Genomic DNA, 24,145 nt, shown 5'->3' with positions numbered 1-24,145 from the left:
CTATTCTTTTTTACGTGCCTTTTTGGCAGCTCTTGCTTCTAATATACGTTGCGCACGTGCTTTTTGTTTTGCCGCTGCTTTTAAAATTGCGCCTCGTTCAATAACGCTTAATAGTAATAAAGTAAGCAACACAAACATACTTATCGCATAACTTAACCATACAAAAAATGCCCTGCCGCCCATATCTATGAAGCTTTGCAGATTATCAAACTTAAATCCTTGTGACACAGCCCAGCTCATGCCGGCGACAAATAGGATAGCAATCAATACCTTCCACCCATTAGAAATAACTTGAGTAGGCGAATTTTGTTCACGTTCAAGAGTACTGGCCACCCAAGGGCGATGTGCATCTCGTTTGAGTAACTCGTTCTTCAATCTAATAATGGTAACGCAACCTATGTAGCCCGCCATACCGATCATTGCGATTAATAAAGGGATATACATATCAGCAGGCATCGACGGTTTGTCTAACTTACTTATAGACGCCGTTTGATGTAGGGTGTTCCACCATTCAACGGAATATTTAATAATAGGGATATTCACCACGCCAACCATGGCCATAATCGCAGATGCTTTACCACCTTGCTGCTTATCATCAAACGACACATACAATGCAATAACGCCTAAATACAAAAACAGCAATATTAGCTGTGAAGTCAGTCTGGCATCCCATATCCAATAGGTACCCCATGTAGGTTTACCCCAAACAGCACCTGTCACAAGCGACAAAAAAGCAACAGCTGCCCCAACGGGTGCAATTGCAATCATCGCCATAAAAGCGCTTCGCCACTGCCAAACAACCCCTACAAATGCAGCTACAGCCATTGAAACATAAGCAGTTAAGCTAAGTGTAGCGGTGGGCACATGTATGTAAATAATCCGATATACATCAAATTGCTGATAATCTGTAGGCGCGAATGCAAGCCCCCAAACAATACCAACTGGCAGGCATACTATTAACACTAAAGAAAAGTATGGTAATAAGCTATTACAAGCTCCATAGGCTTTCTCAGGTTGAGCAAAAGAATTAATCCACTTCCACATTAGTTTTGACTCACTTTTAAAGAATACGCGATAACACCTGGCGCACATGCAAGCGCAAGCAACAACAACGACAGCATAATACCAATCTGAAAGCCAAAAGGTAAATTCATGGCCGCTGAATCAACAACCGAGGTGGCAAAGATTAGTAACGGAATAAACAAAGGAATAAGCAAAAGCGCCACTAAAACGCCTGAACGCTGAAGACTTAGTGTTAGCGCAACACCAATGGCACCAACTAAACTAATGATTGGTGTTCCGATAACAAGTGTCAGTAGTAATGCCCAATACATCGCACTAGTCATATTTAAAAACAAAGCAAGCAAGGGTGAAATTAGTAGAAGTGGAATAATATTAACAAACCAGTGAGTAAACACTTTGATAAGTACAACAAGGTATAGAGGAACTGCGCTCAGCATAATCTGTTCAAGGCTTCCATCGTTGAAATCATCTCTAAATAGTCGTTCAAGCCCCATTAACAACGATAAAATCGCAGCTACCCAAACAATCGCGCCACTGACCAATTGCAGTGTTTGAGGGGCTGGTCCAATCGCTAATGGAAATAGGCTAATTACCATGACAAAAAAGATGAGGGGTTGAGCCAGTTCCGAGCGTTGGCGATAAGCAAGTGACAGATCCCTTTTAAACACCGCCCATAATGCTCTGTTGATGCTTACCATGAGTATTCAAGCTCTAGAATGTGTTGAGGGTGGTTGATATTCACTTGTTGATGAGACGTCATCAAGACAGATCCACCTGCTTTTAGGAATTTATCTATATGGGCTTCTAACATACCAAGTAAATTTGCATCTAATGCAGTAAAGGGCTCATCTAGCACCCAAAGTTTCGCATCATTTTTGAGCCATAGTTTAGCTAAACTAATTCTGCGTTTTTGCCCTGCTGACAAAAACTTACTCGGGAGCTCTTCTAAGCCGACTAACCCTAATGCATCAAGCCTGTCAATGATATCTGAATCTTGTACATCTACGCCCTGTAATTCACACCAAAACCGAAGATTCTCTAAAGGACTCAATAATCCGCTAAACCCTAAGCTATGGCCGCAAAAAATAAGCTCCTGGGCTGCTTGATTAATATCTTTATGAATATCGTAATTATTTACCCATACTTTACCGGCGGCAGGCTTATGTAAGCCAACAAGTATATTAATGAGGCTTGTTTTACCAGAGCCATTTTCACCCTTTAGCCACAAGAGCTCACCTGAGTGAAGTTTGTAACTGACATCACTAAAAAGGGTTCTATCTTGTTTTTCACATTTAATCTGCTCAATCAACAAAACCGCACCTTCATGCTCATGAGGTGTCTGATTAGTTTTCGCCTTAGTCAAAGGCTGTTTGAGGGATTTATCAGCAATCAATGTGTTACCTTTTAGCTACACTAGCTTATTGAATTTACAGCAAAATAATACCACATTAATTACTGTGTCTGCCATGAAATAAGGAATGTAGATTATTCGAAAAAACCGTTTGATTGAGACACATCAAATACTGCTCGCTTTTTAGTACAAATGACCGATAACAAACTATGGCTTATCAAAATACTACCTCTGTCAATAACGCGCTTTCCAACGGTGCCTTACAACCCTTATCAAAAGTGGCTGATCCAACGCGAGCGCTCAACTCACAAGCTGAGCAAAACAAAGCGAATCAAAACAATGCAAATCAGCCCCTTGTTTTATCGGTCGTTTCATCAAAAGGAGGAAGTGTTTTACTTGAAGAGCCTCGTTCAAAACAGCGTTTTTTAGTTAATCAATCAGCCGTTCTTGTTACTGATAAAACGAGCCAAAACCCGCAAGAGGTAGCATCTCTAAAAGCGGGTGACCGTCTAGTGCTAGTATCTATTACAAATGACAAAGCGATGTTTGCAATAGAAAAACAAACAAACGGTTTGACCAAGCCATTTAATCAAGCTCAAATCCAAAACCTTAGCCAACAATGGCCCGATGTCCCCAAATTTGTTTATACAAAGGCCTCTATTAACATCATGGCTCAAACGCAGGTAAATATAACTAGCCCATCTACAAAACAATTAATCGATGCCTTAATTAATATTGCTCAGATATCCGGCCAACCAGCACTTAAGTTAAACGCGCTGGCACGAGGCCAGCAAAACGATAATAGTTTGCTAACAATACAACTTGAAAGCGCTCCAAACGGGCCCCAAAGCAAAAGTGAAAAAATTTCTAAGCCATTTAACATTGACCTAAAACGCATTATCGATTCGCGCAATGATTCGCTAAGTACAAAAAAACTATTTGATGCAATGATGAAAGGGCTAAAGCTCCAAGTTGTGATAAATGCAAATAATAGCCAAAACCCGATTAACAATGTCACGGTGGCATCACCTTCAATTGCTTCACTAGATGCTCAAAGCAAACAAGTGTTAAACAATATTCAAGCACAAATTAATGCGTTTATGCGTCAAAATAAAACATTAACTAATGATTTGTTAGTGTCAGGGCTAATCGAGACAAAAATTAAACATGCGCATGCAGGCATAATCATCACACCAAACGAACAGAACTTAAAGACGCTGGGCGCAACCATTAAACCACTATTAGCCAAAAGTGATTTGCTAAGTAGTGATACAAATAGAATTGCGTTAACGCAAAGCAAAGCTAGTAGCAACATGGCCGAACTCAGTATCATAAAGAAACCCGATCTAGTGCAAGTCAATATATCCGCGCTTTTACAAAGTCCTTCGCAAACAAATACCAATCAATCAATGAAGGAATTATTTACTGAGAATTTTCTTAATAATAAACCCTTAGAAGAAAAGGTTCTTATTGCTACTAAACACTCTGCTGCGCAAACATCACTAAAAAATACCACTGGGATAATTGCTGAGCGTCTTAATTCACTCATGCAATCTGATGCTATTGCTAAGAATTCCACTGGACACTCGCTTGGGGATGTTATCGAAATTAAAGCCAAAGTTGCCGATATTATCAGTAAAACAATGCCTAATACTCAGCCCATATCAGCTGCATTGATAAAGCTAAATCAATCACTTCAAGCAAAGCAGCAAACAAGCCCAAATGAAATAAAAGCGTTAACGTCGATGCTAAGTAGTTCTGTAATTACCCCCGCTACAAATACAAACGACATAAATACAAATTTAAACGACGATGCAATAAAAATTCAACAACTCACAAGCAGTTCAAACCAACAAACTCAGCCACTCGATGCCGCTCAAATAAAAACACTGTTTACTGCACCAATTTTTGCCAATGACAATCGTGTAGGGAATCATTCGATGATTAACCCCAACACAAGTTTCATTGATGGATTGATAAGCATTTTACAATCATCACTCTTAAATAGACCTTCTTCAGCACAACTTACTCTTTTCACTGCGTTAGCTAGCGGTATATTTAGCAATAAAGCGCCTCATCCGTTAAATAATAAAACAGTCAGTCAAAATAAAGCCCCTGTGGACTTAAGTAAGCTAGAAAACAAAACAAATTTAATCAAAGCGCTTAGTGGTGTCTTATCTAATCACACTACCAATAAACTTGCCGGTATCGAGCGAAGTATTCAAGGGCAAGATTCTTTTTATTACACCTTACCTAATATATTTGCGCATCAACACAACGATATTGAAATAGTCATTAATCGAGAACAAGCACCATCTGAACAAGACACAAAAGACATAAAAACGAGTTGGCAATTAAAAATGCGACTTGAAGTAGGTAAACAGGGTGATGTCTTGGCTCAAATTAAACTAACAGATAAGGTCCTAGATCTGCGTTTATATGCATCAAACATCACACTTAAAGAAAAAACCGAAAAGTTAATTCCTTTATTAAATAGTCGACTTGAAGATAAGGGCTTAATGGTTACTCATCGTTGCCATGTTGGGAAAATCCCCAAAACACTTCATAAACATAACTTTCAAGTAGTGCATGAATATGTCTAATAAACGGCAAAAAAAGCATTGGCGTTAAAGTATCAACAAGCGCAAGGAACTTTAAATAGCAGCAATGCGCCAATGCAAAAGAAGGCACCAACCATTGTTGCAAAAGGAGAAGGTGAACTTGCGGATGAAATCATTAATTTAGCCAAAGCACATGGCATTTTAATACATCAAGACGAGCCACTTAGTGAACTGCTCAGCCAATTGGATTTAGGCCAAGAAATCCCCGAACAGCTCTACCATGTTATTGCTGAATTAATCGCATTTTCATACGTACTTCAAGGAAAATTTCCTCCAAACTGGGAAAATAAGCATGCCAAAATCGACTTTATTGAGTAAAGCTGCTTTATCTAAATCGTAAATTGTTTGATGACAACTCACTGATACGCGTTTTCCCCATTAGTTTCATATCTCGTTGCAGTTCAGCATGCATCAAGCCTAATGCTCGCTCTACGCCAACTTGCCCCGCCGCAGCCAGCGGATACAAATAACCTTTACCTATCCCGACCGCTTTTGCGCCTAACGATAAGGCCTTTATCACATGAGTCCCTCGTTGCACGCCACTATCAAACAAGACATCGATTTTATCACCTACTGCATCTACAATTTCCGCTAGTTGGTCAAAAGAGCTGCGAGAACCATCTAATTGCCTGCCACCGTGGTTAGAGATGACAATACCTGTGCAGCCAATATCAACTGCTCTTCTAGCATCTTCAACACTCATGATCCCTTTCAAGCAAAACTCTCCGTCCCATTTCTTCACCATCTGTGCAACATCATCCCAGTTCATCGAAGGGTCAAGCATATTGGTAAAATAATCTCCAATCGAACTAGCTCCACCTCCCATGTCTACGTGTCCATCTAACTGAGGTAATTTAAATGACTCATGAGTGACATAATTAATGCCCCACATGGGTTTAAGCGCGAACTGTATCATCCCACCTAAGGTTAGGCGAAAGGGGATGGAAAAACCTGTGCGTAAGTCCCTTTCTCTATTTCCGCCAGTAATCGAGTCAACGGTTAACATCATAACTTGAATACCCGAGGATTTGGCTCTTTGCATCATGATATCGTTAAGTCCACGGTCTTTGTGAAAATAAAACTGATATACCTGTGGCGTTGATACTTGCTTCGCTATTTCTTCAAGGCTTACCGTGCCAAGTGATGAAACACCAAACATAGTGCCATACTTCTCTGCAGCCTTAGCAACAGCTCTTTCGCCTTGATGATGAAAAAGTCTTTGTAAAGCAGTTGGGGAACAATAAACTGGCATATCGAGCTTTTGACCCATTACCGTGACTGATAAATCTACGTCTTTTACGCCTGTTAATACGTTTGGTAACAAATCGCAATGATCAAATGCGGATGCATTGCGGCGCATCGTCACTTCATCGTCAGCGCCACCATCAATGTAATTAAAAATAGGACCTATAGTAGACGTTTTTTAGCTAGGGTACGAAAATCATGAAAATTATGACAATGTGACAAACGCATATCGATACACCTTAATACTATTTAATAAAAATACCCTTTCTTAGCAAAGGGTGTTTTGTAATTAAACCAGTGTAGGGTATGCAAAATTGATTAGATATGACCTTTTAGTATCACTAAGCTTAAGTGGTGTAAGTCTTGAGCGACATAAATCTTATTCTAAAAATAAAAAAGCCCAAACAATAAATTATTTGGGCAAAGTAGGCGCAGGGTCTACAACTATTCAGTTTCGCTTTCTGCTGTTTCGGTCTCAGCTGAGCTTTTACTTAACAATAAATCAGCTCTTATCTTTTGCTCAAGCTCGTTAGCAAGCGCAGTATTTTCTTTCAAATATTTAACAACATTCGCTTTACCTTGACCAATTCTATCGCCATTGCAGCTATACCAAGCACCCGCTTTTTCGATATATTTTTGCTTGACACCTAAATCAATCAGCTCCGCTTCTTTGCTAATACCTTGGCCATATAAAATTTGGAATTCAGTTTGCTTAAATGGAGGCGCAATTTTATTTTTAACGACTTTAACTCGTGTCTCGTTACCCACAACCTCGTCACCGTCTTTAATGGCACCAATACGGCGTATATCCAATCGCACAGACGCATAAAATTTCAATGCGTTACCACCGGTTGTTGTCTCTGGGTTACCGAACATCACACCAATTTTCATACGAATTTGGTTGATAAAAATCATCATCGTATTACTACGCTTCAAATTACCAGTAAGCTTACGCATACTTTGTGACATCATACGAGCAGCCAAACCAACGTGGCTATCCCCAATGTCCCCTTCAATCTCTGCCTTTGGCGTCAAGGCGGCGACTGAATCCACCACTATTACATCAACAGCGCCTGATCTTGTTAGCATATCGCAAATTTCTAGCGCCTGTTCACCTGTATCGGGTTGAGACACTAACAGCTCATTAATATCTACACCCAATTTTTCGGCATAGATTGGGTCAAGTGCGTGTTCTGCATCGACGAAAGCACAAGTCTTGCCTTCACGCTGTGCTGCTGCGATTACTTCAAGTGTTAAGGTTGTTTTACCAGATGATTCCGGACCATAAATCTCGACAATTCTGCCCATTGGAAGGCCACCAGCACCTAGGGCAATATCCAAACCTAATGAACCTGTAGATACGGTTTCAACATCCATCGTTCTGTTTTCGCCAAGCTTCATGATTGAACCTTTACCAAACTGCTTTTCAATTTGAGACAAGGCAGCGTTTAGCGCTTGATTTTTATTATCTTTCACAATAGACATCCTTTATTTAGCTAGCCTAAATGGCATTGACTTATTCATTATATTTAATACAGCAAGATACTGATTTGATTAACTATTAACATGTTTGAGCGTCTAATCATAATGCATACCCAAACAGGCATGTAATCATTTATATCGCAAGTATACTGTATAGTCATACAGTTTCAAGTTAAATCTTAAAGTTTTTTATAAGCTTTTGTTTTTGTAGGGCAAAATACTCAGTGTAGTGAGACTTTGCGTTAGGAGTTTTTGAAACTAACCAAAAGTAATATCAATCTAGCATGCCCATACATGAACAGACGTATAGTACGTAGAATTAAACATTATACAGCTGTACTAAGCACTAGATTTTCAAGCGCTACCATCACGGCCTGATTTCTTATTTGTGCTCTGTTGCCAGAAAAAACACGGCTAAAACAATAAATATGTTCATTAGACTGCGGCAGTATCATCAAAGACGATATCCCAAACCAGACTAAACCAATTGGTTTATCGTGACTACCACCACCTGGTCCAGCAATACCACTAATTGCGACGGCATAATCCGCATCAGCGGCTAGCATTGCGCCAACTGCCATTTCATTGACAACTTCCTTTGAGACCGCACCATGCGCATCTAGCGTACTACTTTGTACATTTACTAATCGCTGTTTAGCATCATTTGAATACGTTACATAAGCTTGATTAAACCAAGCTGAACTACCTGCTATATCAGTAATAGCATGTGACACACCACCACCGGTGCAAGACTCAGCAGTTGTTACGCTTGCTTTTTTGACTAAAAGGTTTTGCCCCAATTCAGATGCAAGGCGAGTTTTTTCATGTTCTGATAAGTTAATCAATGCTTAGGCTTTTTAGTTCGTTATTTTTGCCCTAGAATACCTGTATAAATATAAAAACCCAAGTGCTAAAGGCCCATAAAAAATATGCCACAAAAGCCTCAAAACACCCCGATGATGCAACAGTATTTAAAAATCAAAGCTGAGCATCAAGACACCTTACTATTTTATAGAATGGGCGATTTTTATGAGTTGTTTTTTGACGATGCAAAACAGGCGGCTGAGCTACTGAACATATCACTCACCGCAAGAGGTAAATCTGGTGGTGAGCCTATTCCCATGGCAGGTGTGCCATACCACGCTGCAGAGAATTACTTAGCTAAGCTTGTAAAAATGGGCGTTTCGGTGGCGATATGTGAACAAGTTGGTGACCCCGCTACTTCTAAAGGTCCGGTAGAAAGAAAAGTCATGCGCACATTGACGCCTGGTACGATTACCGATGAAGCGTTGTTGGACGAACAAAGCGAATCAATTTTATGTGCGATTTTTAAACGAAAGGACACCTTCGGCATTGCTAATATCGAGCTAGCATCCGGTCGATTTACCATTTTTGATTGTAGAACTGAAAGTGCATTGATTGCCTATCTAGCCAGCACAAAACCCACTGAAGTACTTTATCCTGAAGGATTTACATTTGTGCACGCGCTTAAGCAAATAGGCAGCAAGCGCAAACGACCTTTATGGGATTTTGATCACCAAACATCACTTTCAAAGTTAAACGAACACTTTGGTACAAAAAGTTTAGATGGGTTTGGTGTTAATAGTCAAAGTGTGGGAATTCAAAGCGCTGGTTGCGCTTTGCAATATATAAAAGAAACACAAAAATCATCTTTATTTCATATTACTAAAATTTCTCAAGATGCCGTAACAGATACATTAGGGATGGACGCCGCCACACAACAAAATCTAGAACTTACTTATAATTTATCAGGCGGCCGTGAGCATACTTTATTTGCCACTATTGATAAAACCGTTACGAGTATGGGTTCGCGTATGTTGCAACGTTACATACACAAACCATGCAGTGACAAAATCGAAATAACCAAGCGCCATACAATGGTTAATGCCTTTTTATCGAATGATATAGATGATGTGCAAACCGCGTTAAAGCAAATTGGTGATATCGAAAGGATCTATGCGCGAATATCATTACGAAGCGCCAGACCTAGAGACTTTGCTAGGCTGTCACAAGCATTTAATGCTATGCCTCAAATTCATGCATTCTTAACCCAATTATCAAATAGCGATACTTTAGAAGAAAAAGAAGAAGGCCTATTTAACGCTTATCAGAATGATATTAATCAGTTTCCCGACCTTTGCGAGCTACTTAACAACGCGATCGTTGATAACCCTCCGGTTGTGCTTAGAGACGGTGGAGTTATTAAAGCAGGATTTGACACTCAATTAGACCAACTACGAGATTTAGCTGATGGTGCAAGCGACTATTTGCACCAATTAGAAATCCGAGAGCGAGAACGCACGGGTATTGCAAGTTTAAAAGTCAATTACAACAAAGTACACGGTTTCTATATTGAAGTTAGTCGTGCAAGTAGTCAGGATGTGCCAGAAGATTATATTCGCAGACAGACGCTAAAAAACAATGAACGCTTCATTATTCCTGAGCTAAAAGCTCACGAAGATAAAGTACTGACAAGTCAAAGTCGTGCATTGGCCTTAGAAAAAAAGATTTATGACGCATTGTTTGATGCATTTATTCCACAGCTAGAGGCGCTTATCAAAAGTGCCAATACACTTGCAAAGATTGATGTTCTTTTGTCATTTGCCGTTTGCGCACTTGAATTTGACTTTGAGCAACCAACACTGGTAGACGATAATATCATACAGTTTGACAATGGCAGGCATGTCGTTGTAGAGCAAGTATCGAACACTCCTTTTATTGCTAATCCAATTTTTATGGATGATGCACATAAAATGTTAATGATAACTGGCCCTAATATGGGCGGTAAGTCGACTTATATGCGACAAACGGCGCTCATCGTGGTCCTTACATACATAGGGTCATTTGTACCGGCATCAAATGCAAAAATTGGACGGATTGATCAAATTTTTACCCGAATTGGCGCTGCTGATGATCTTGCTTCAGGCCGTTCAACCTTTATGGTTGAGATGACCGAGACAGCTAATATTTTACATAACGCGACTGAAAATAGCCTAGTGTTAATGGATGAAATAGGCCGTGGCACCAGCACCTATGATGGTTTGTCGTTAGCTTGGGCTTGTGCACAACACCTTGTCGAGCAAACAAAGTCTTATACCCTTTTTGCAACACACTACGCCGAATTAACCGAACTATCCGATAACTATTCAAATGTAGAAAATATCCATTTGACGGCATTGGAACATAATGATGACATTAAGTTTATGCATCGAGTGGAAAAAGGGGCAGCCAATGGTAGCTTTGGGCTTCAAGTCGCCAAATTAGCAGGTTTGCCGCAAGAAGTACTCAACAAAGCAAAACACAAATTAAATCAACTCGAATACACGCAAACAAACGATACCAAAGACCCACCAACTAATGTAGCTTGTGCGCCGCAACAATCTACAGAAGAACAATTAACTATTGCGCTGGATGAACCTCATTGGCTAGAAACTTATGTTCACCAAATTGATATTGATAGCTTAAGCCCAAGGGATGCACAAAATATGCTTTATCAAATCAAAGAACGATTAATTGGTAATATGCGCTGACCACTTAATTTTAGATTTACTCAGCCTTATAAAAAAAGGTATAATTTCGTTCCAACAGCAGTGTATATCACTACACGAATTTGCGATTTGCGCTATTTACCTTTATTGCCGTGTTTATAATGAATAAGCAAAGGGCTTAGCTGGTAAATAATTACAAACATCGCCCTCAATTTATCAATAGTTAGGATTATGATGACCAATTATATATTCGTCACCGGTGGCGTTGTTTCATCGCTAGGTAAAGGCATTGCAGCTGCATCACTTGCTGCAATACTTGAAGCTAGAGGTCTAGATGTGACCATGCTAAAACTTGACCCATATATCAATGTTGACCCAGGCACTATGAGCCCCATTCAACATGGAGAGGTGTTTGTAACCGATGATGGCGCCGAGACAGACTTAGACTTAGGCCATTATGAACGATTTATTCGCACCAGAATGAGTAAACGTAATAACTTTACGACCGGGCGTGTATACGAAGAAGTAATAAAGCGCGAACGCCGTGGAGATTACCTTGGCGCAACCATTCAAGTTATTCCTCATATTACCAATGAAATTAAGCGGCGCGTCATTGCTGGCGCACAAGGCCATCAAGTGGCAATAGTAGAAGTCGGTGGCACTGTTGGCGATATTGAGTCACAGCCATTTATTGAGGCAATAAGACAATTAGGCACCGAGATTGGTCGCGATCATACGATGTTTATGCATTTGACCTTAGTTCCATTTTTAGCAGCGTCTGGAGAAGTAAAAACAAAACCAACCCAGCACTCTGTTAAGGAACTACGTTCCGTCGGTATTCAACCAGATATATTGGTTTGTCGTTCTGAAGTCCCCTTACCTCCTAATGAAAGAAGTAAAATTGCGTTGTTTACTAACGTAAATGAGAAAGCCGTCATTTCTTTACGTGATGCCGATAGTATTTATCGCATCCCAGCGGCTCTAAAAGCACAAGGTATGGATGATTTAGTCGTCAAACGTTTTGGTTTTGATTGCCCAGAAGCCGACCTAACTGAGTGGGAGCAGGTGCTTTACGCAGAATCAAACCCTACTGATGAAGTCAATATTGGTATGGTCGGTAAGTATGTGGAATTGCCAGATGCATACAAATCAGTAAATGAAGCCCTCAAACATGCTGGACTCAAAAATAGACTCACCGTAAATATTCATCATGTTGACTCACAAGACATTGAGTCAAAAGGTGCTCAAATATTAGCAGATCTAGATGCGATATTGGTACCTGGTGGATTTGGCGAACGCGGCATAGAAGGTAAGATTGCTGCAGCTAAATATGCACGTGAAAATGACGTGCCGTATTTAGGTATCTGCTTAGGAATGCAAGTCGCCTATATTGAATTTGCAAGAAATGTCGCCGGGATGGAAAATGCTAACAGTACGGAGTTTGATCCAAATACAGCATTTCCAGTTGTTGGTCTGATTACGGAATGGTTAGATGCCGATGGAGCAAAAGAAATCCGTGATAGCTCAACTGATTTAGGCGGTACTATGCGTTTAGGAAGCCAATTATGCCATTTGGTGGAAGGTTCACAGGTAGCTCAGACATATAATAGTACTCAAATAAATGAGCGACACAGACACCGTTATGAAGTCAATAATAATCTTAGAGCAGAAATTGAAAAGGCTGGCTTAAAAGTTAGCGGGCTATCTACTGACAAGCGCTTAGTAGAGGTGATTGAATTAGAAGATCACCCATTTTATATAGCTGGTCAATTTCATCCAGAATTTAATTCAACACCTCGCGATGGACACCCATTATTTACTGGCTTTGTCAGCGCAGCAGGAACGTATAAAAAGCAACATCACTAGTAATTCAGTTTCGCCATACTTATTAACACGTAAACAAAGGAAAATACATGTCTCAAATTAGTCGTATTGTTGGAAGAGAAATTTTAGATTCTCGAGGTAACCCTACTGTAGAAGCCGATGTTTACTTAGCATGTGGCGCCATGGGACGTGCAGTTGCACCATCGGGTGCATCAACTGGTTCAAGAGAGGCCTTAGAGTTACGCGATGGTGACGCAAGCCGCTATCTTGGAAAGGGCGTATTAAAAGCAGTTGCCGCTATAAATGACAAAATCGCGCCAGCATTATCAGGCGAAGAGGCCAATAATCAATCACAAGTTGACCAAATAATGATTGATTTAGATGGCACCGAAAATAAAGAAAACTTAGGCGCTAACGCAATATTGGCTGTGTCACTTGCTGTTGCAAAGGCACAAGCCATCAGTTTAGGGAAACCATTGTATGAGCATATAGCTGATATAAATGGCACGCCCGGACAATTCTCAATGCCAGTGCCAATGATGAATATTATTAATGGTGGTGAGCACGCAGACAACAATGTTGATATTCAAGAGTTTATGATTCAACCTGTTGGTGCAAAATCATTCAGTGAAGCCCTTCGAATGGGTGCTGAAATCTTTCATCATCTTAAAAAGGTTTTAAATGCTAAGGGTCTTAATACTGCTGTTGGAGATGAAGGTGGTTTTGCGCCAGATTTAAGCTCTAATGCAGAGGCCCTAGCGGTGATTGAAACAGCTGTCGTCAATGCTGGTTATAAAATGAATGAAGATATCACGCTTGCACTAGATTGCGCCGCGTCAGAATTTTATAAAAACGGTCAATACGTATTAAGTGGTGAAAATCGTTCATTTGATGCAAATGGCTTTAGTGACTATCTAGCGGGCTTGAGTGAAAAATTCCCAATTATATCAATAGAAGATGGACTTGATGAGAGTGATTGGGATGGATGGGCATATCTTACATCTATCTTAGGTGACAAAGTACAATTAGTTGGCGATGATTTATTTGTCACGAATACAAAAATACTCTCGCGCGGCATTGAAAACGGTGTGGGTAACAGTATTTTAATTAAATTTAATCAAATCGGTAGTTTAACAGAAACATTAAATGCGATTAAAATGGCTAAAGAAGCTGGTTTTACTGCTGTTATCTCTCACAGAAGTGGTGAAACAGAAGATGCGACGATAGCAGATTTGGCAGTAGGGACAGCCGCTGGGCAAATAAAAACAGGTTCACTTTGCCGCTCGGACCGCGTTGCCAAATATAATCAATTACTAAGAATTGAAGGTGATCTTGGTACAAAAGCACCATATAACGGGCGTAGCGAAATAAAAGGACAATAATATCCATTGATAAAGATTAGGGTCAGTCATTTTGCAAACTAACAATGCAAAGCAGCAAACTGATATATTTTATCTAACGACAAAATATCCCAATTTTGCCGAACTCAGCAACGCGCTCTATGAGCGTGAATTACTTGCGCTGGCTAATAGTTCGATTACCGACCCTGATCTTATCAAGCGCAAACTCAAGGGTTTAACCCACCATATTAAAAATGCAACTAAATACCTGCTAGAAGGCAAAGCTCCTATTGACGTAGATGTCCACAATGGCAGTTGGCAAGTTAAACAAAGCATCAAATGCCCCTTAAGTTCTCAACATCCTGACAAGACTTTGCTTTGGTATGCAAAAAGCGCAAGACAAGGTCAAGTAGTGCCAGTATACGTTGAACACCTTGGTGAACAACACATTGAATTAGACTGCATAGATCTGATGCAGTCCGACCGCTTACATCTAAATAAATTTGGCTGGTTTTCAAAAAGTGGAGAATATTTTGATATTGTTCCCAAGCAGTCTACTTATCTTTTGCTAAAACCCACTAAATCAATCATGGCTGCAGCATGCGGCGGACACCGGTGGACGCCAAAAGGTAAGACCATACCCCGCGCATTATCACTTCGTGAGTTGCTACTATCTACTGAAATCAATTGGTCTACATTTAAATAATCGCTTTTTGTTATTATCCGTTAGAATGTGGAGCATCATATAATTTTCTGAGGTGAAATATTAAAACACACTCTAACGCCAGTCTTGAATCGCTAGAACAAAAAAGTAGCCAACAAATACTGATATGGCTATTTAAGCATTTAGCACCTTACAAATTACAAGTATTCATTGCCTTAAGTGCGCTGATGATGAGCTCGCTGGCTTGGCTATTGCTTGGCCAAGGCGTCAAATTTGTAATTGATGAGGGATTTGTCGCCAGCAATCAAGCGGCATTACAGCAAGCTCTATTTGTTGTTATTGGTGTGGTCGTTTTTGGCAGCATTGCCACCTATTTCCGCTTCTATTTTATGGTGTGGCTAGGCGAAAAAGTCTGCGCAGATATTAGGAAATCTCTCTTTGCTCACTTGTTGACACTTCCCCCTTCATTTTTTGAAAATACGCGCACCGGAGAAACAATCTCTCGATTCACAAGCGATACCACTTTACTTCAATCTGTTGTTGGTACTGGTGTGTCAATGGCATTGCGTTCGACAGTGATGTTTATTGGTGCACTTATTTTAATGGCAATTACCTCGATATATTTGACAATATTAGTATTTATTGCTGTACCACTTATGCTAATACCCATACGTATATTGGGCAATAAAGTACGTCAACATAGTAAACTTAGCCAAGACAAAGTCGCCAAAGTTGGTGCAATGGTAGATGAAAGCTTACACGAAATTCACACGCTACAAGCTTACAATCATCAACACAGAAGCACAGGCCATTTTTTTGAGCGCGTGGATGCCGTTGTTTCTCAAGCATCAAAAAGAATACACTACAGAGCACTGCTGATATCGATTGTAATGTTAATTAGTCTTTGTGCCATATTCATGGTGGCTTACATGGGAGCAAACATGGTCATCAGTGCACAAATAACTGCTGGAGAACTTACTGCTTTTGTGTTCTACGCTGTCTTAGCCGGAGGTGCTATTGCAACTATTAGCGAAGTAATAGGCGAACTTCAAAAGGCAGCGGGTGCTTCAGAACGTATCGTTGAATTAATGCAAGAGACATCTACTATATTTGATAATGGCAGCTATACACTCAACCAAGATGATATTTCCCAACAACGGCCAATTTCATTTGAGAACGTAAGGTTTTCTTATACTCAGTCAAGGCAACACGACAGACACAAGGAATGTTATCAACACTATCAGCTTTTCGGTAGAACAAGCACAGACCGTCGCTATTGTAGGTCACAGTGGTGCAGGCAAATCAACCTTATTTCACTTGCTGCAGCGTTTTTACGATATTCATTCAGGAAAAATACGCTTATTTGGACAAAACCATATTGATATCAAACTTGATTGCTTGCGCAAACAATTTGCACTTGTCCCCCAAGACGCAGTGATATTTGCAGGGTCAGTATACGAGAATATTGGATTTTCAGAACCTGATGCGACAAAAGCTGATATTGAACAGGCTGCTAAAATGGCATTTGCAGATGAATTTATTCAAAAGCTTCCGCAGCAGTATGATAGTGAGCTAGGTGAGCGAGGAGTTAAGTTAAGCGGAGGGCAAAAGCAGCGAATTTCAATTGCAAGAGCGATGCTTAGCTCTCGCCCTATTCTTTTGCTAGATGAAGCGACAAGCTCTCTTGATGCGGGCAGTGAACAAATGGTCAAAAACGCGCTTGATACTCTAATGAACAAAAAAACAACGCTTATTATAGCGCATCGTTTATCAACAGTGGTCAACGCTGATATTATTTTAGTATTAGATGAAGGTGAGATTATTGCCAGTGGCAAGCACAAGGACTTGTATACTACTAACACAACCTATAAAACCTTTGTTGACCTACAACTGGTAGACTAACTGATTTGGTCAGTAAACGTAGGAGAGCAATGTGAACAAAGCTGTTTTTCTAGATCGAGATGGTGTAATAAACAAAGAAGTCTCATACCTTCATAGAGTCGATGACTTTGTTTGGATAAAGGGAGTGCTTGATGCTTGTAGACAGTTTGAATCAAAGGGTTATATGCTCTTTGTCGTGACAAATCAATCTGGAATAGGTCGAGGACTCTACACAGATTCACAGTTCCAAATACTAAATGATTGGATGCTTATGCACTTTAAATCTGAAGGGATAAATATTCAAAAAACGTATTATTGCCCTCATCACCCTACTAAAGGCAAAGGAGAATACAAGCGTATTTGTGATTGCCGCAAGCCGATGCCTTGGCATGCTCATAAAAGCAAAAGCGGAGTTTAATCTAGATTTAAGCAAAAGTATTTTGTTTGGCGATAAACTAAGTGACATTCAGGCAGGTAGAGCCGCCGGTGTACAAACCAATGTTTTGCTTGAAAGTGGACATAAATTAAATGACGAGGCTATCGAACTTGCCGATCTTGTATTACCCAAGCTTCAATTCGTCCAAACGGTTGATTGAACCTCAAAGCTCGCGCTTTTGATTGACTAAAGAGATAAACTCACCATCAGAGTCTCCCGCCATGAGAACCCATTTGTCGAATCCAAGCTCAGATTTATTTAGCGCAAACGCTAAACCAAAACGACCTTTTATAAACCCAAATTTTTCTAGGCTTTTTGTAAATATTGGATAATAGCTTTGGCAGTTAATTGCACTTAACCCCTTTAGCATTGCAATATTTTTTAAACACCAAAGTCCATACGAAAGCGCATTAGCATTGCTTGAATCAAATACAACGTCGACAATTTTGATAGTCTTTTGATGAAAACGGTATACAAAAATTGCATAAAGTTCGTCATGTTGATCATAAACATATAAAAATTCATAATCTTGTTGATATCGCCAGTTTAAGTATGCTGCATTGCGTTTTATCATTATCTGGTCTGTGAGTACAACCTTGGACCATAATCTATCTACATCCTCATGCTCGACCAAATAATTAGACTGGAGCGCTTTATACTGCCTGAATTTTTGTGGCTGGACAAAGATTTGCTTTACCCTTCCCCACAAATACTTCAGTAATGTAAAAGACTGCGGATATACACGACATGAGAATGAATAGTTGTAAGCAAGCTCTGAAATACCCCAGCCTTTTTTACTCAACACTAATTGTGCAGCATCACTAATTCCAAGTGACATTATGGGCATGTCAAAGTGCTTTTTTAAATGTTCTTTTACTTTACTGCCTATCCCTTTGTCACGATATTGTTTATCTACAATGAAATCACAGCTCCAAATAGCCTCATGTTCTATTTGACCCGCACAAATCTGAACTGGCATCGTTCCATTGTAGCCAATTAAAGTAGTGCCAAGGCGCGCGGTAATAGCGAATGCTTGGTCTCCGGCATCGTGAAGTGGAAAAAATTGATATTTGATGAATTCCTTTATTTGTCCATGTTTGACAAACAACTCCTTTACTTCCAACAACAAACTTTCATTTATGACCTCTTTTTGATAAATCACATCAAATTTAGTTTGAGAATGCACAATCAAGTCCTTTTAAAAGCTTGTTCATACAATTGCGACAATGCCTTACTTGTATGGCTTACATCATGCTTTTCGATTGCAGATTGTCTAAATGCGTCGGCTTGTGTTTGAAAATACTCAAGATCATTAGATAATTCTTTGATTTTTAGCATTAAATCCTCGATGGATTTAGAAGAAAATATTAATGCTGGAGAGTTTTCGCATACATCTTTTAAACCAATGCAATCCGATGCGATTATTGGAACGCCAGCCACAAAGGACTCCATGGGTAACAATGGACATGCTTCCCATCGACTGGGTACGACTACAGCATCAAGCCCTTTCATCGCGTGAGCGACTTTATCAGTGTGAGCAAAAAAGTGAAATAAATGTTCAATGCCTTGTTCTTTTAGTAGAGCTTGCTCTTCACGAATGAACCCACCCCATCCAAAGCATGCAACGTTTATTTCAAGCCCTTCATCTTGTAGCGCTTTAATCGCTTTTCGTAACAGATCAAAGCCTTTTTGATGCATGAAACGCCCAAAAAACCCTAATAGCAAACCAAGGTTTTGCGCTGGTATTTCTGATTTTAAATCTCGTTGAGTATCAATATTAAATTCACTTGTGTTGATACCATTTTGAATGACTTGAATCTTGTCACGATGCAAATTAGGAAAATATGCTTGTAAGTTACTGCCTACATCTCGTCCACAAGGGTTAACAGCATGGCTGGATGTAAAGGTAAAACTTACTAGCTTGTTTTTAAGTTGACCGAATTTACCAGAAAATGAATAGTCATCAAAAACATCATGTAGTGTAATAATATGTTTTATACGCAACAGAAATAGAAGCGGTGCTAGGGAGACCGCCGTTTTTAGGCCATGACTATGAACAATCTCAGGACGATTGAAGATGAGCGTGCTTAGCACTCTCAACCAAAATCTAGGGTTCTTTTGTTGGTGTTCTTGATTCACGCACTCTATTTTGTCAAACGCTGGCTCATATAAACCTAGGTTGTTATCAAACGGGATCAGCAGGTGTTTACGAACATCATCTAAATGAGCCTGACTATAAACGTAGCGTAAATATGTTCGTATCCCTCCAACAGCATTAAGAGTGACAACTAAAATCGAGGGTTTTGGTTTATTTTTGCTATTCATAAAGAGATTTGTGATTATGTTTGCTTAGTAAAGGTAATCAAAACAACCCAAGCTTTATTATTACCGAGTATTATCATTTATTTTAAAGGGTATTCATATCATTTTGTGAATAAACATAACTATCAATCGAAGTAATTACATTGACTTTAACTAGTAAAAAACACTATTTTATTTTTATCACTCTTACCTTGTTTGTATTGCTTGTACCCCTATTGGTCAATGTTAGTGTTGGAAAAGACCGCATAATTCAGGGGCTCTGGGAGCTTGCGCATTTCTTCTTATTTACCTGCGTCGTGTTTATTAGCTTAATTGCCACAAAAAATTTAAAAAAATGGGGATTTGTTAGCATTGTGTGTGTCGCGTTATTTTTTGCTATTAGTTCTGAGATTGCGCAATTATTTATTGATAAGAGAAGCTTTTCAGTTTTTGATATTGTCAAAAACATCTTAGGTATTATTAGCGGAAGTTTGTTGTTCCAATCTTATGTTTATGGTTTATCAAAGCTATTTACTTGGGGCGTAGTAGTAATTTGTTATTCCTTAAGTGCCTTCTCGTTTCACATCACTCTTTACGATCACCTTTTACAAAAACATCAATTCCCTGTGCTCGCAAGCTTTGAACATCCTAGCGAGCTACTTCGCTGGTCTGAAAACTCAAAAGTAGATACTAATCTAGCATTTCAAGGCAATAATAGCCTTAGGCACCAAATTGTGTCAAAACAGCAATACAGCGGTATAAACATGCAATCAATCGAGCCTGATTGGCGAGCTTACTCCCAATTAGTCGTAATGATATACGTGCCACAAAAATCCACTTTAACCTTACGAATCCACGATAAAAAACATGATGAAATTTTGCGCTATGATGATAGATTCAATCGCATTTTAAGGCTTGACGCAGGTTGGAACGAGACAACTGTTCTGCTAAAGGACATCGTAAATGCACCGGTTAGTCGGCAAATGCCCTTAAATAATATTCAGGCTCTTGGACTATTCTCTACTCTACCGCACGAAACACCGTATTTTTTAATTGATGATATTTATTTGAGGTAGCATAATCGATAGTACTTGATAAATTTTTACTATCAAAAAGAAAATCACCATGAAATTAAGCATAGTATTTGCGTTATTTGCGATATTCTCATGCCAAATTTGGGCTGCTGAGCGCATACAGCAAGACTTACCGCAAATGATAAACGACTCGTCCAAGTCTATTGTTGGTATAGGTATTCATGCGCCTATTAAAAACAGCGCTCCCATACTTTTAGCAACAGGCTTTGTAGTCAAAGATGGCAAACATATCGTCACGAACTATCATGTAGTTAAGCAGCGTCTAGATCCTAATATCGTCGAGGACTATGTGGTACTCACGGGACATGGCCCTTCTGTTCAGTCACATAAAGCTAAAATTGTTTATACGTCTGCAGTACATGATATTGCGATTCTAACAATTGCAACTGAGCTACCCCCTTACTCTAGCATCAAAAGACTATGTTCCAATCGGCACAAGTATATATGCAACTGGTTTTCCATTAGGTAGCGTTTTTGGTCTATACCCTGCATCAACAATAGGCATAGTATCATCGTTAAGTCCTAATACGCGCCCCGCTGCTAATGCAGATGCATTAAGTGTGGAATTGATAAAAAGAATGAAAACACCAATTATGCAGTATCAATTGGACTTAACTGCTTACCCCGGTAATAGTGGAAGCCCTATAATTGACCGAACGACAAACGAAGTAATCGGTATTTTAAACAAGGGCTTGATAAGCTCGACAATGGAATCAGCACTTAGCAAACCCACGGGAATAAGCTATGCGGTGCCGGTCAAATACATCTATGAAGCGCTTGAGCTTAAGCAGTAGACCAGAGCTTACTTTGCGTTTCCGTAGTTATATTTGTATCCATACTGTTCTGTTTGCTTTGTCGTGCGATTAATGACGAAACCTGCAATGATGTTTTCAGGTATTAAGGCAACACCTGCAGCAATATCTTGATAACTCGTTTCATCTTCTTTAACAACAAGCAATGTTTGTCCAACCATATCAAGCAAAATACTGGTTTCGTTTACGCCAATAAGAGGAGGAGTATCGAATATCACAATGCGATCGTCATAACGTTCTGCAAATTCTTTCATCAATTTAATCATTTTATTGCCGGCTAATAATTCTGAGGTAAGATTATAGGCAGATCCAGCTGGAATAATTTTGAGTTTTTCAATACTCGTACTTTTGATAATGTCACTTACACTATCTACTTTCCCATCGAGGTAATCAGTTAACCCAAGTGAATTGTCGAATTTTACCATTTCATGAATACTAGGACGCAAAATATCACCGTCAACTAATAACACAGTTTTATCTTGCTCGTGGGCAATGCTAAGCGCTAAGTTAATCGCAGTAAAGCTTTTGCCATCCCCTGACTGGCAACTAGTAACAGCAATGACATTTGCGTTATCATGCAATTCGCCTAAGGGACCAAAAATATTGTTGAGCACATTTCGTTTGATCTGCCTAAATTGCTCAGATATATGAGACTTTGCTTCGCCACTAGGCCACTGAAAAGACGCCATAAAGGAGTGAATATCGATTCGATTAGTATCGTTTGCTTGCTCTACTGTTTCTTCAGTTTCTTTGACGTCAGAGCTTTGTTCTGCGGCTTTTTGTTCAGTTGAGCTTTGACCCAAGGGGCTTTGATCCAAAGGGCTTTGATTCGATGAGACTTGATCCGATGAGCTTTGCTCACTCATACTTCTTTCTATCGTATCTTCGGTGCTAGCGCCCTGTTCATCAGTGTTAGGCTGGTCTTTTTGAGCAGCCTGCGCCAGTTTTTGCATCGACTTTTCTATAGTACTCATAGGGGTAACACCTCTTTGATGGGCAAAGTATAAATACCTAGCTCATCTATCATGAACGCCGCATATAAAGCCAGAATCATTAAACATGACAAAGAAAACACAAACATTTTCCGAGTCCGTCTCGATTTGACTCTTTTTATATCAACTTCGCTTACAACGCCAAAAACAGGGATTCCTGTTATTTGTGCCAACTTTACTCCGCTATGGACCACCGGCTTTATCATATTCATCAAAAAGGCAAAAGCAATACCTGCACCTACGCTAGCAAGCAAAGCTGCGGTATAAAAAAGTAAACGAATCGGCCCTGTAGGTGACAGTGGTAATAATGGAGGTTCAATAACTTTAAATTGGATATCGCTATTACTAAGGTCTGCTTTTCTTGCAATATCTGCCGCTTCCTTGCGCTCTAAAAATTGTTCATATTGACCTTGCGTAATGGCATAATCCCTAGTAAGTGCTGTCAATTGCGCTTCGACTTCAGGAATACGACTTAGCTTTTGCTCAAGGTCAACATAGTTCTGTTCACGAAGTGATTTAAGCCTGATTAAGCCGTCACGATTAGACTTTGCATTCGCAATTTCTTTTTGTAATTCTACGACCGCTTCACTTGCTGAAATTGCAGGCCCTTGAGATTGAGCTTTACTCAATTCTTCTAACTCTTCATCACGTCGCTGCTCAACAGATTGTATTAGATTTCTTAGTTGCCGCACTTCTGGATGTCTGTCGGTGTAGGTAAGCGTGAGGGTGTTTAAACGTGAATTGAGTTCATCTAACTCTTCATCATATCTAGATGTTAACTCGGTTTTATTCCCTGATTCAGTTACCCGAGCCAATAAAGCTGTGTTTTCTTGTAATTGTAGTTCTAAAGCTTGAATGTTTAGGTCTATTTCCTCAATTTCTTCTTTTAACAAGTCAAGCCGAGTATAGATTCCTCCTTCATTCACAAAAATAAATTCAGAATTTACCTTTTTAAAGTTAGCTAACGCGGCTTCGGACTCAACCAGCCTTAGTTTGTATTCGTCAATTCTTTCGTCAATGAAGGTTCTTACCGAATCCGTATCTTGTCTATTTTCGCCTAAGGTGTTTTCAACAAATATTTCAAGCACTGACTGGACAACTGAACGTGATAACTCTGGCGATTGGCTAGTATAGGAAATAGAAAATATATTTTCTTTACCGCCAGAGCTAACTTTAATATCGCTTTCTAAACCATTCAGGATATTTTCAAATTCTTGCGGAGTATTGGCACGCAAATCTAAATCTGTCATACGTGCTATTTTCTCTAGATTTGGCCTTGACTCAAGCGTTCTAACGATAACGTTTATTTGCTGCTCCACATCAGTTTGCACAACAATGTCTTCAAGGGTCGGACGAAGAAGCGTGTTAGTATCTACAAATACTCTCGCGTCTGCCTTATACATATTTGGCATATTCCAAATGAATAAAAACGCAATTGGACAAATCAACCAAGTAGACAGAATTACATAGCGTTTTTTTAGCCACAATCCTCGAATAATATTTAGAATATTTTCGAGGGTTTCGGTCAAATTACCCATTAACTATTTACCTTAAAACCACACTTCCGGGA

General features: G+C 39.6%; 21 protein-coding genes and 2 pseudogenes. 12 read left to right on the top strand and 11 right to left on the bottom strand.

Annotation, left to right across the window (positions count from 1 at the left end; translation table 11 throughout):
• The 4 genes and pseudogenes from ccmD to ccmA form a co-directional block, all read right to left on the bottom strand.
• The gene (gene ccmD / locus ACZ1G6_RS04030) at positions 1-183 is read right to left on the bottom strand and encodes a heme exporter protein CcmD (protein ID WP_472618921.1); all 183 of its coding nucleotides are present in this window, start codon (positions 181-183) and stop codon (positions 1-3) included.
• 147 nt (positions 184-330) lie between these two features.
• A pseudogene (ccmC, locus tag ACZ1G6_RS04025) lies at positions 331-1,044 on the bottom strand (heme ABC transporter permease CcmC); the annotation flags it as partial.
• Positions 1,044-1,721 (bottom strand): heme exporter protein CcmB, encoded by a 678-nt coding sequence (ccmB, locus tag ACZ1G6_RS04020; RefSeq protein ID WP_472618173.1) that lies wholly within the window; start codon positions 1,719-1,721, stop codon positions 1,044-1,046. The gene ccmB and the pseudogene ccmC, both read right to left, overlap by 1 nt.
• On the bottom strand, positions 1,715-2,416 hold the full coding sequence (gene ccmA / locus ACZ1G6_RS04015; RefSeq protein WP_472618172.1) for a cytochrome c biogenesis heme-transporting ATPase CcmA: 702 nt from the start codon (positions 2,414-2,416) through the stop codon (positions 1,715-1,717). The genes ccmB and ccmA overlap by 7 nt, the downstream gene beginning before the upstream one ends.
• 167 nt (positions 2,417-2,583) lie before the next feature.
• Here ccmA and ACZ1G6_RS04010 point away from each other — a divergent pair, with 167 nt between their 5' ends.
• Positions 2,584-4,977 (top strand): hypothetical protein, encoded by a 2,394-nt coding sequence (locus ACZ1G6_RS04010; RefSeq protein WP_472618171.1) that lies wholly within the window; start codon positions 2,584-2,586, stop codon positions 4,975-4,977.
• Between the two features lie 18 nt (positions 4,978-4,995).
• On the top strand, positions 4,996-5,313 hold the full coding sequence (locus ACZ1G6_RS04005; protein ID WP_472618170.1) for an EscU/YscU/HrcU family type III secretion system export apparatus switch protein: 318 nt from the start codon (positions 4,996-4,998) through the stop codon (positions 5,311-5,313).
• A gap of 7 nt (positions 5,314-5,320) precedes the next feature.
• Here the strand turns inward: ACZ1G6_RS04005 and ACZ1G6_RS04000 are convergent, their stop codons facing one another.
• From ACZ1G6_RS04000 to ACZ1G6_RS03990, 3 genes are all read right to left on the bottom strand, one after another.
• Positions 5,321-6,355 carry an alpha-hydroxy acid oxidase gene (locus ACZ1G6_RS04000; protein WP_472618169.1) on the bottom strand — a complete coding sequence of 345 codons (1,035 nt, stop codon included), beginning with the start codon at positions 6,353-6,355 and terminating at the stop codon, positions 5,321-5,323.
• 329 nt (positions 6,356-6,684) lie between these two features.
• On the bottom strand, positions 6,685-7,716 hold the full coding sequence (gene recA, locus ACZ1G6_RS03995; RefSeq protein ID WP_472618168.1) for a recombinase RecA: 1,032 nt from the start codon (positions 7,714-7,716) through the stop codon (positions 6,685-6,687).
• 332 nt (positions 7,717-8,048) lie between these two features.
• Positions 8,049-8,564, bottom strand: coding sequence for a nicotinamide-nucleotide amidohydrolase family protein (locus tag ACZ1G6_RS03990; protein WP_472618920.1), 516 nt, complete (start codon positions 8,562-8,564; stop codon positions 8,049-8,051).
• Positions 8,565-8,651: 87 nt separating this feature from the next.
• On the opposite strand from ACZ1G6_RS03990, the gene mutS reads away from it, so the two are divergent.
• From mutS to ACZ1G6_RS03950, 8 genes are all read left to right on the top strand, one after another.
• Positions 8,652-11,273 carry a DNA mismatch repair protein MutS gene (gene mutS, locus ACZ1G6_RS03985; protein ID WP_472618167.1) on the top strand — a complete coding sequence of 874 codons (2,622 nt, stop codon included), beginning with the start codon at positions 8,652-8,654 and terminating at the stop codon, positions 11,271-11,273.
• A 192-nt stretch (positions 11,274-11,465) separates the two neighbouring features.
• On the top strand, positions 11,466-13,097 hold the full coding sequence (locus ACZ1G6_RS03980; RefSeq protein WP_472618166.1) for a CTP synthase: 1,632 nt from the start codon (positions 11,466-11,468) through the stop codon (positions 13,095-13,097).
• A gap of 47 nt (positions 13,098-13,144) precedes the next feature.
• On the top strand, positions 13,145-14,437 hold the full coding sequence (gene eno, locus ACZ1G6_RS03975) for a phosphopyruvate hydratase (RefSeq protein ID WP_472618165.1): 1,293 nt from the start codon (positions 13,145-13,147) through the stop codon (positions 14,435-14,437).
• 31 nt (positions 14,438-14,468) lie between these two features.
• Complete coding sequence (locus ACZ1G6_RS03970; RefSeq protein ID WP_472618164.1) at positions 14,469-15,101, top strand: hypothetical protein; 633 nt, start codon at positions 14,469-14,471, stop codon at positions 15,099-15,101.
• Between the two features lie 185 nt (positions 15,102-15,286).
• On the top strand, positions 15,287-16,441 hold the full coding sequence (locus tag ACZ1G6_RS03965; RefSeq protein WP_472618163.1) for an ABC transporter transmembrane domain-containing protein: 1,155 nt from the start codon (positions 15,287-15,289) through the stop codon (positions 16,439-16,441).
• Complete coding sequence (locus ACZ1G6_RS03960; RefSeq protein ID WP_472618919.1) at positions 16,335-16,961, top strand: ABC transporter ATP-binding protein; 627 nt, start codon at positions 16,335-16,337, stop codon at positions 16,959-16,961. The genes ACZ1G6_RS03965 and ACZ1G6_RS03960 overlap by 107 nt, the downstream gene beginning before the upstream one ends.
• Positions 16,962-16,992: 31 nt before the next feature.
• Positions 16,993-17,358: a D-glycero-alpha-D-manno-heptose-1,7-bisphosphate 7-phosphatase gene (locus tag ACZ1G6_RS03955; protein ID WP_472618162.1), complete on the top strand. Its 366-nt coding sequence runs from the start codon at positions 16,993-16,995 to the stop codon at positions 17,356-17,358.
• A complete protein-coding gene (locus ACZ1G6_RS03950) occupies positions 17,330-17,536 on the top strand; it encodes an HAD hydrolase-like protein (RefSeq protein WP_472618161.1) in 207 nt (68 codons plus the stop codon). The genes ACZ1G6_RS03955 and ACZ1G6_RS03950 overlap by 29 nt, the downstream gene beginning before the upstream one ends.
• 3 nt (positions 17,537-17,539) lie before the next feature.
• On the opposite strand, the gene ACZ1G6_RS03945 is transcribed toward ACZ1G6_RS03950, so the two are convergent.
• Positions 17,540-18,562 carry a hypothetical protein gene (locus ACZ1G6_RS03945; protein ID WP_472618160.1) on the bottom strand — a complete coding sequence of 341 codons (1,023 nt, stop codon included), beginning with the start codon at positions 18,560-18,562 and terminating at the stop codon, positions 17,540-17,542.
• 2 nt (positions 18,563-18,564) lie between these two features.
• Positions 18,565-19,701 carry a glycosyltransferase family 4 protein gene (locus ACZ1G6_RS03940; RefSeq protein WP_472618159.1) on the bottom strand — a complete coding sequence of 379 codons (1,137 nt, stop codon included), beginning with the start codon at positions 19,699-19,701 and terminating at the stop codon, positions 18,565-18,567.
• A gap of 140 nt (positions 19,702-19,841) precedes the next feature.
• On the opposite strand from ACZ1G6_RS03940, the gene ACZ1G6_RS03935 reads away from it, so the two are divergent.
• Together ACZ1G6_RS03935 and ACZ1G6_RS03930 are read left to right on the top strand one after the other, a co-directional pair.
• Positions 19,842-20,753, top strand: coding sequence for a VanZ family protein (locus tag ACZ1G6_RS03935; RefSeq protein ID WP_472618158.1), 912 nt, complete (start codon positions 19,842-19,844; stop codon positions 20,751-20,753).
• 49 nt (positions 20,754-20,802) lie between these two features.
• Positions 20,803-21,565: pseudogene (locus ACZ1G6_RS03930) on the top strand (S1 family peptidase).
• Positions 21,566-21,573: 8 nt separating this feature from the next.
• On the opposite strand, the gene ACZ1G6_RS03925 reads toward ACZ1G6_RS03930, so the two are convergent.
• Together ACZ1G6_RS03925 and ACZ1G6_RS03920 are read right to left on the bottom strand one after the other, a co-directional pair.
• The gene (locus tag ACZ1G6_RS03925) at positions 21,574-22,557 is read right to left on the bottom strand and encodes a polysaccharide biosynthesis tyrosine autokinase (RefSeq protein ID WP_472618157.1); all 984 of its coding nucleotides are present in this window, start codon (positions 22,555-22,557) and stop codon (positions 21,574-21,576) included.
• On the bottom strand, positions 22,554-24,113 hold the full coding sequence (locus ACZ1G6_RS03920; RefSeq protein WP_472618156.1) for an XrtA system polysaccharide chain length determinant: 1,560 nt from the start codon (positions 24,111-24,113) through the stop codon (positions 22,554-22,556). The genes ACZ1G6_RS03925 and ACZ1G6_RS03920 overlap by 4 nt, the downstream gene beginning before the upstream one ends.
• Between the last annotated feature and the right edge of the window lie 32 nt (positions 24,114-24,145).

It is taken from the genome of Glaciecola sp. HA4-3 (assembly GCF_055693685.1).
The sequence above is the reverse complement of the archived record's forward strand: the minus strand, read 5'-3'. Positions and strand labels throughout refer to the sequence as shown.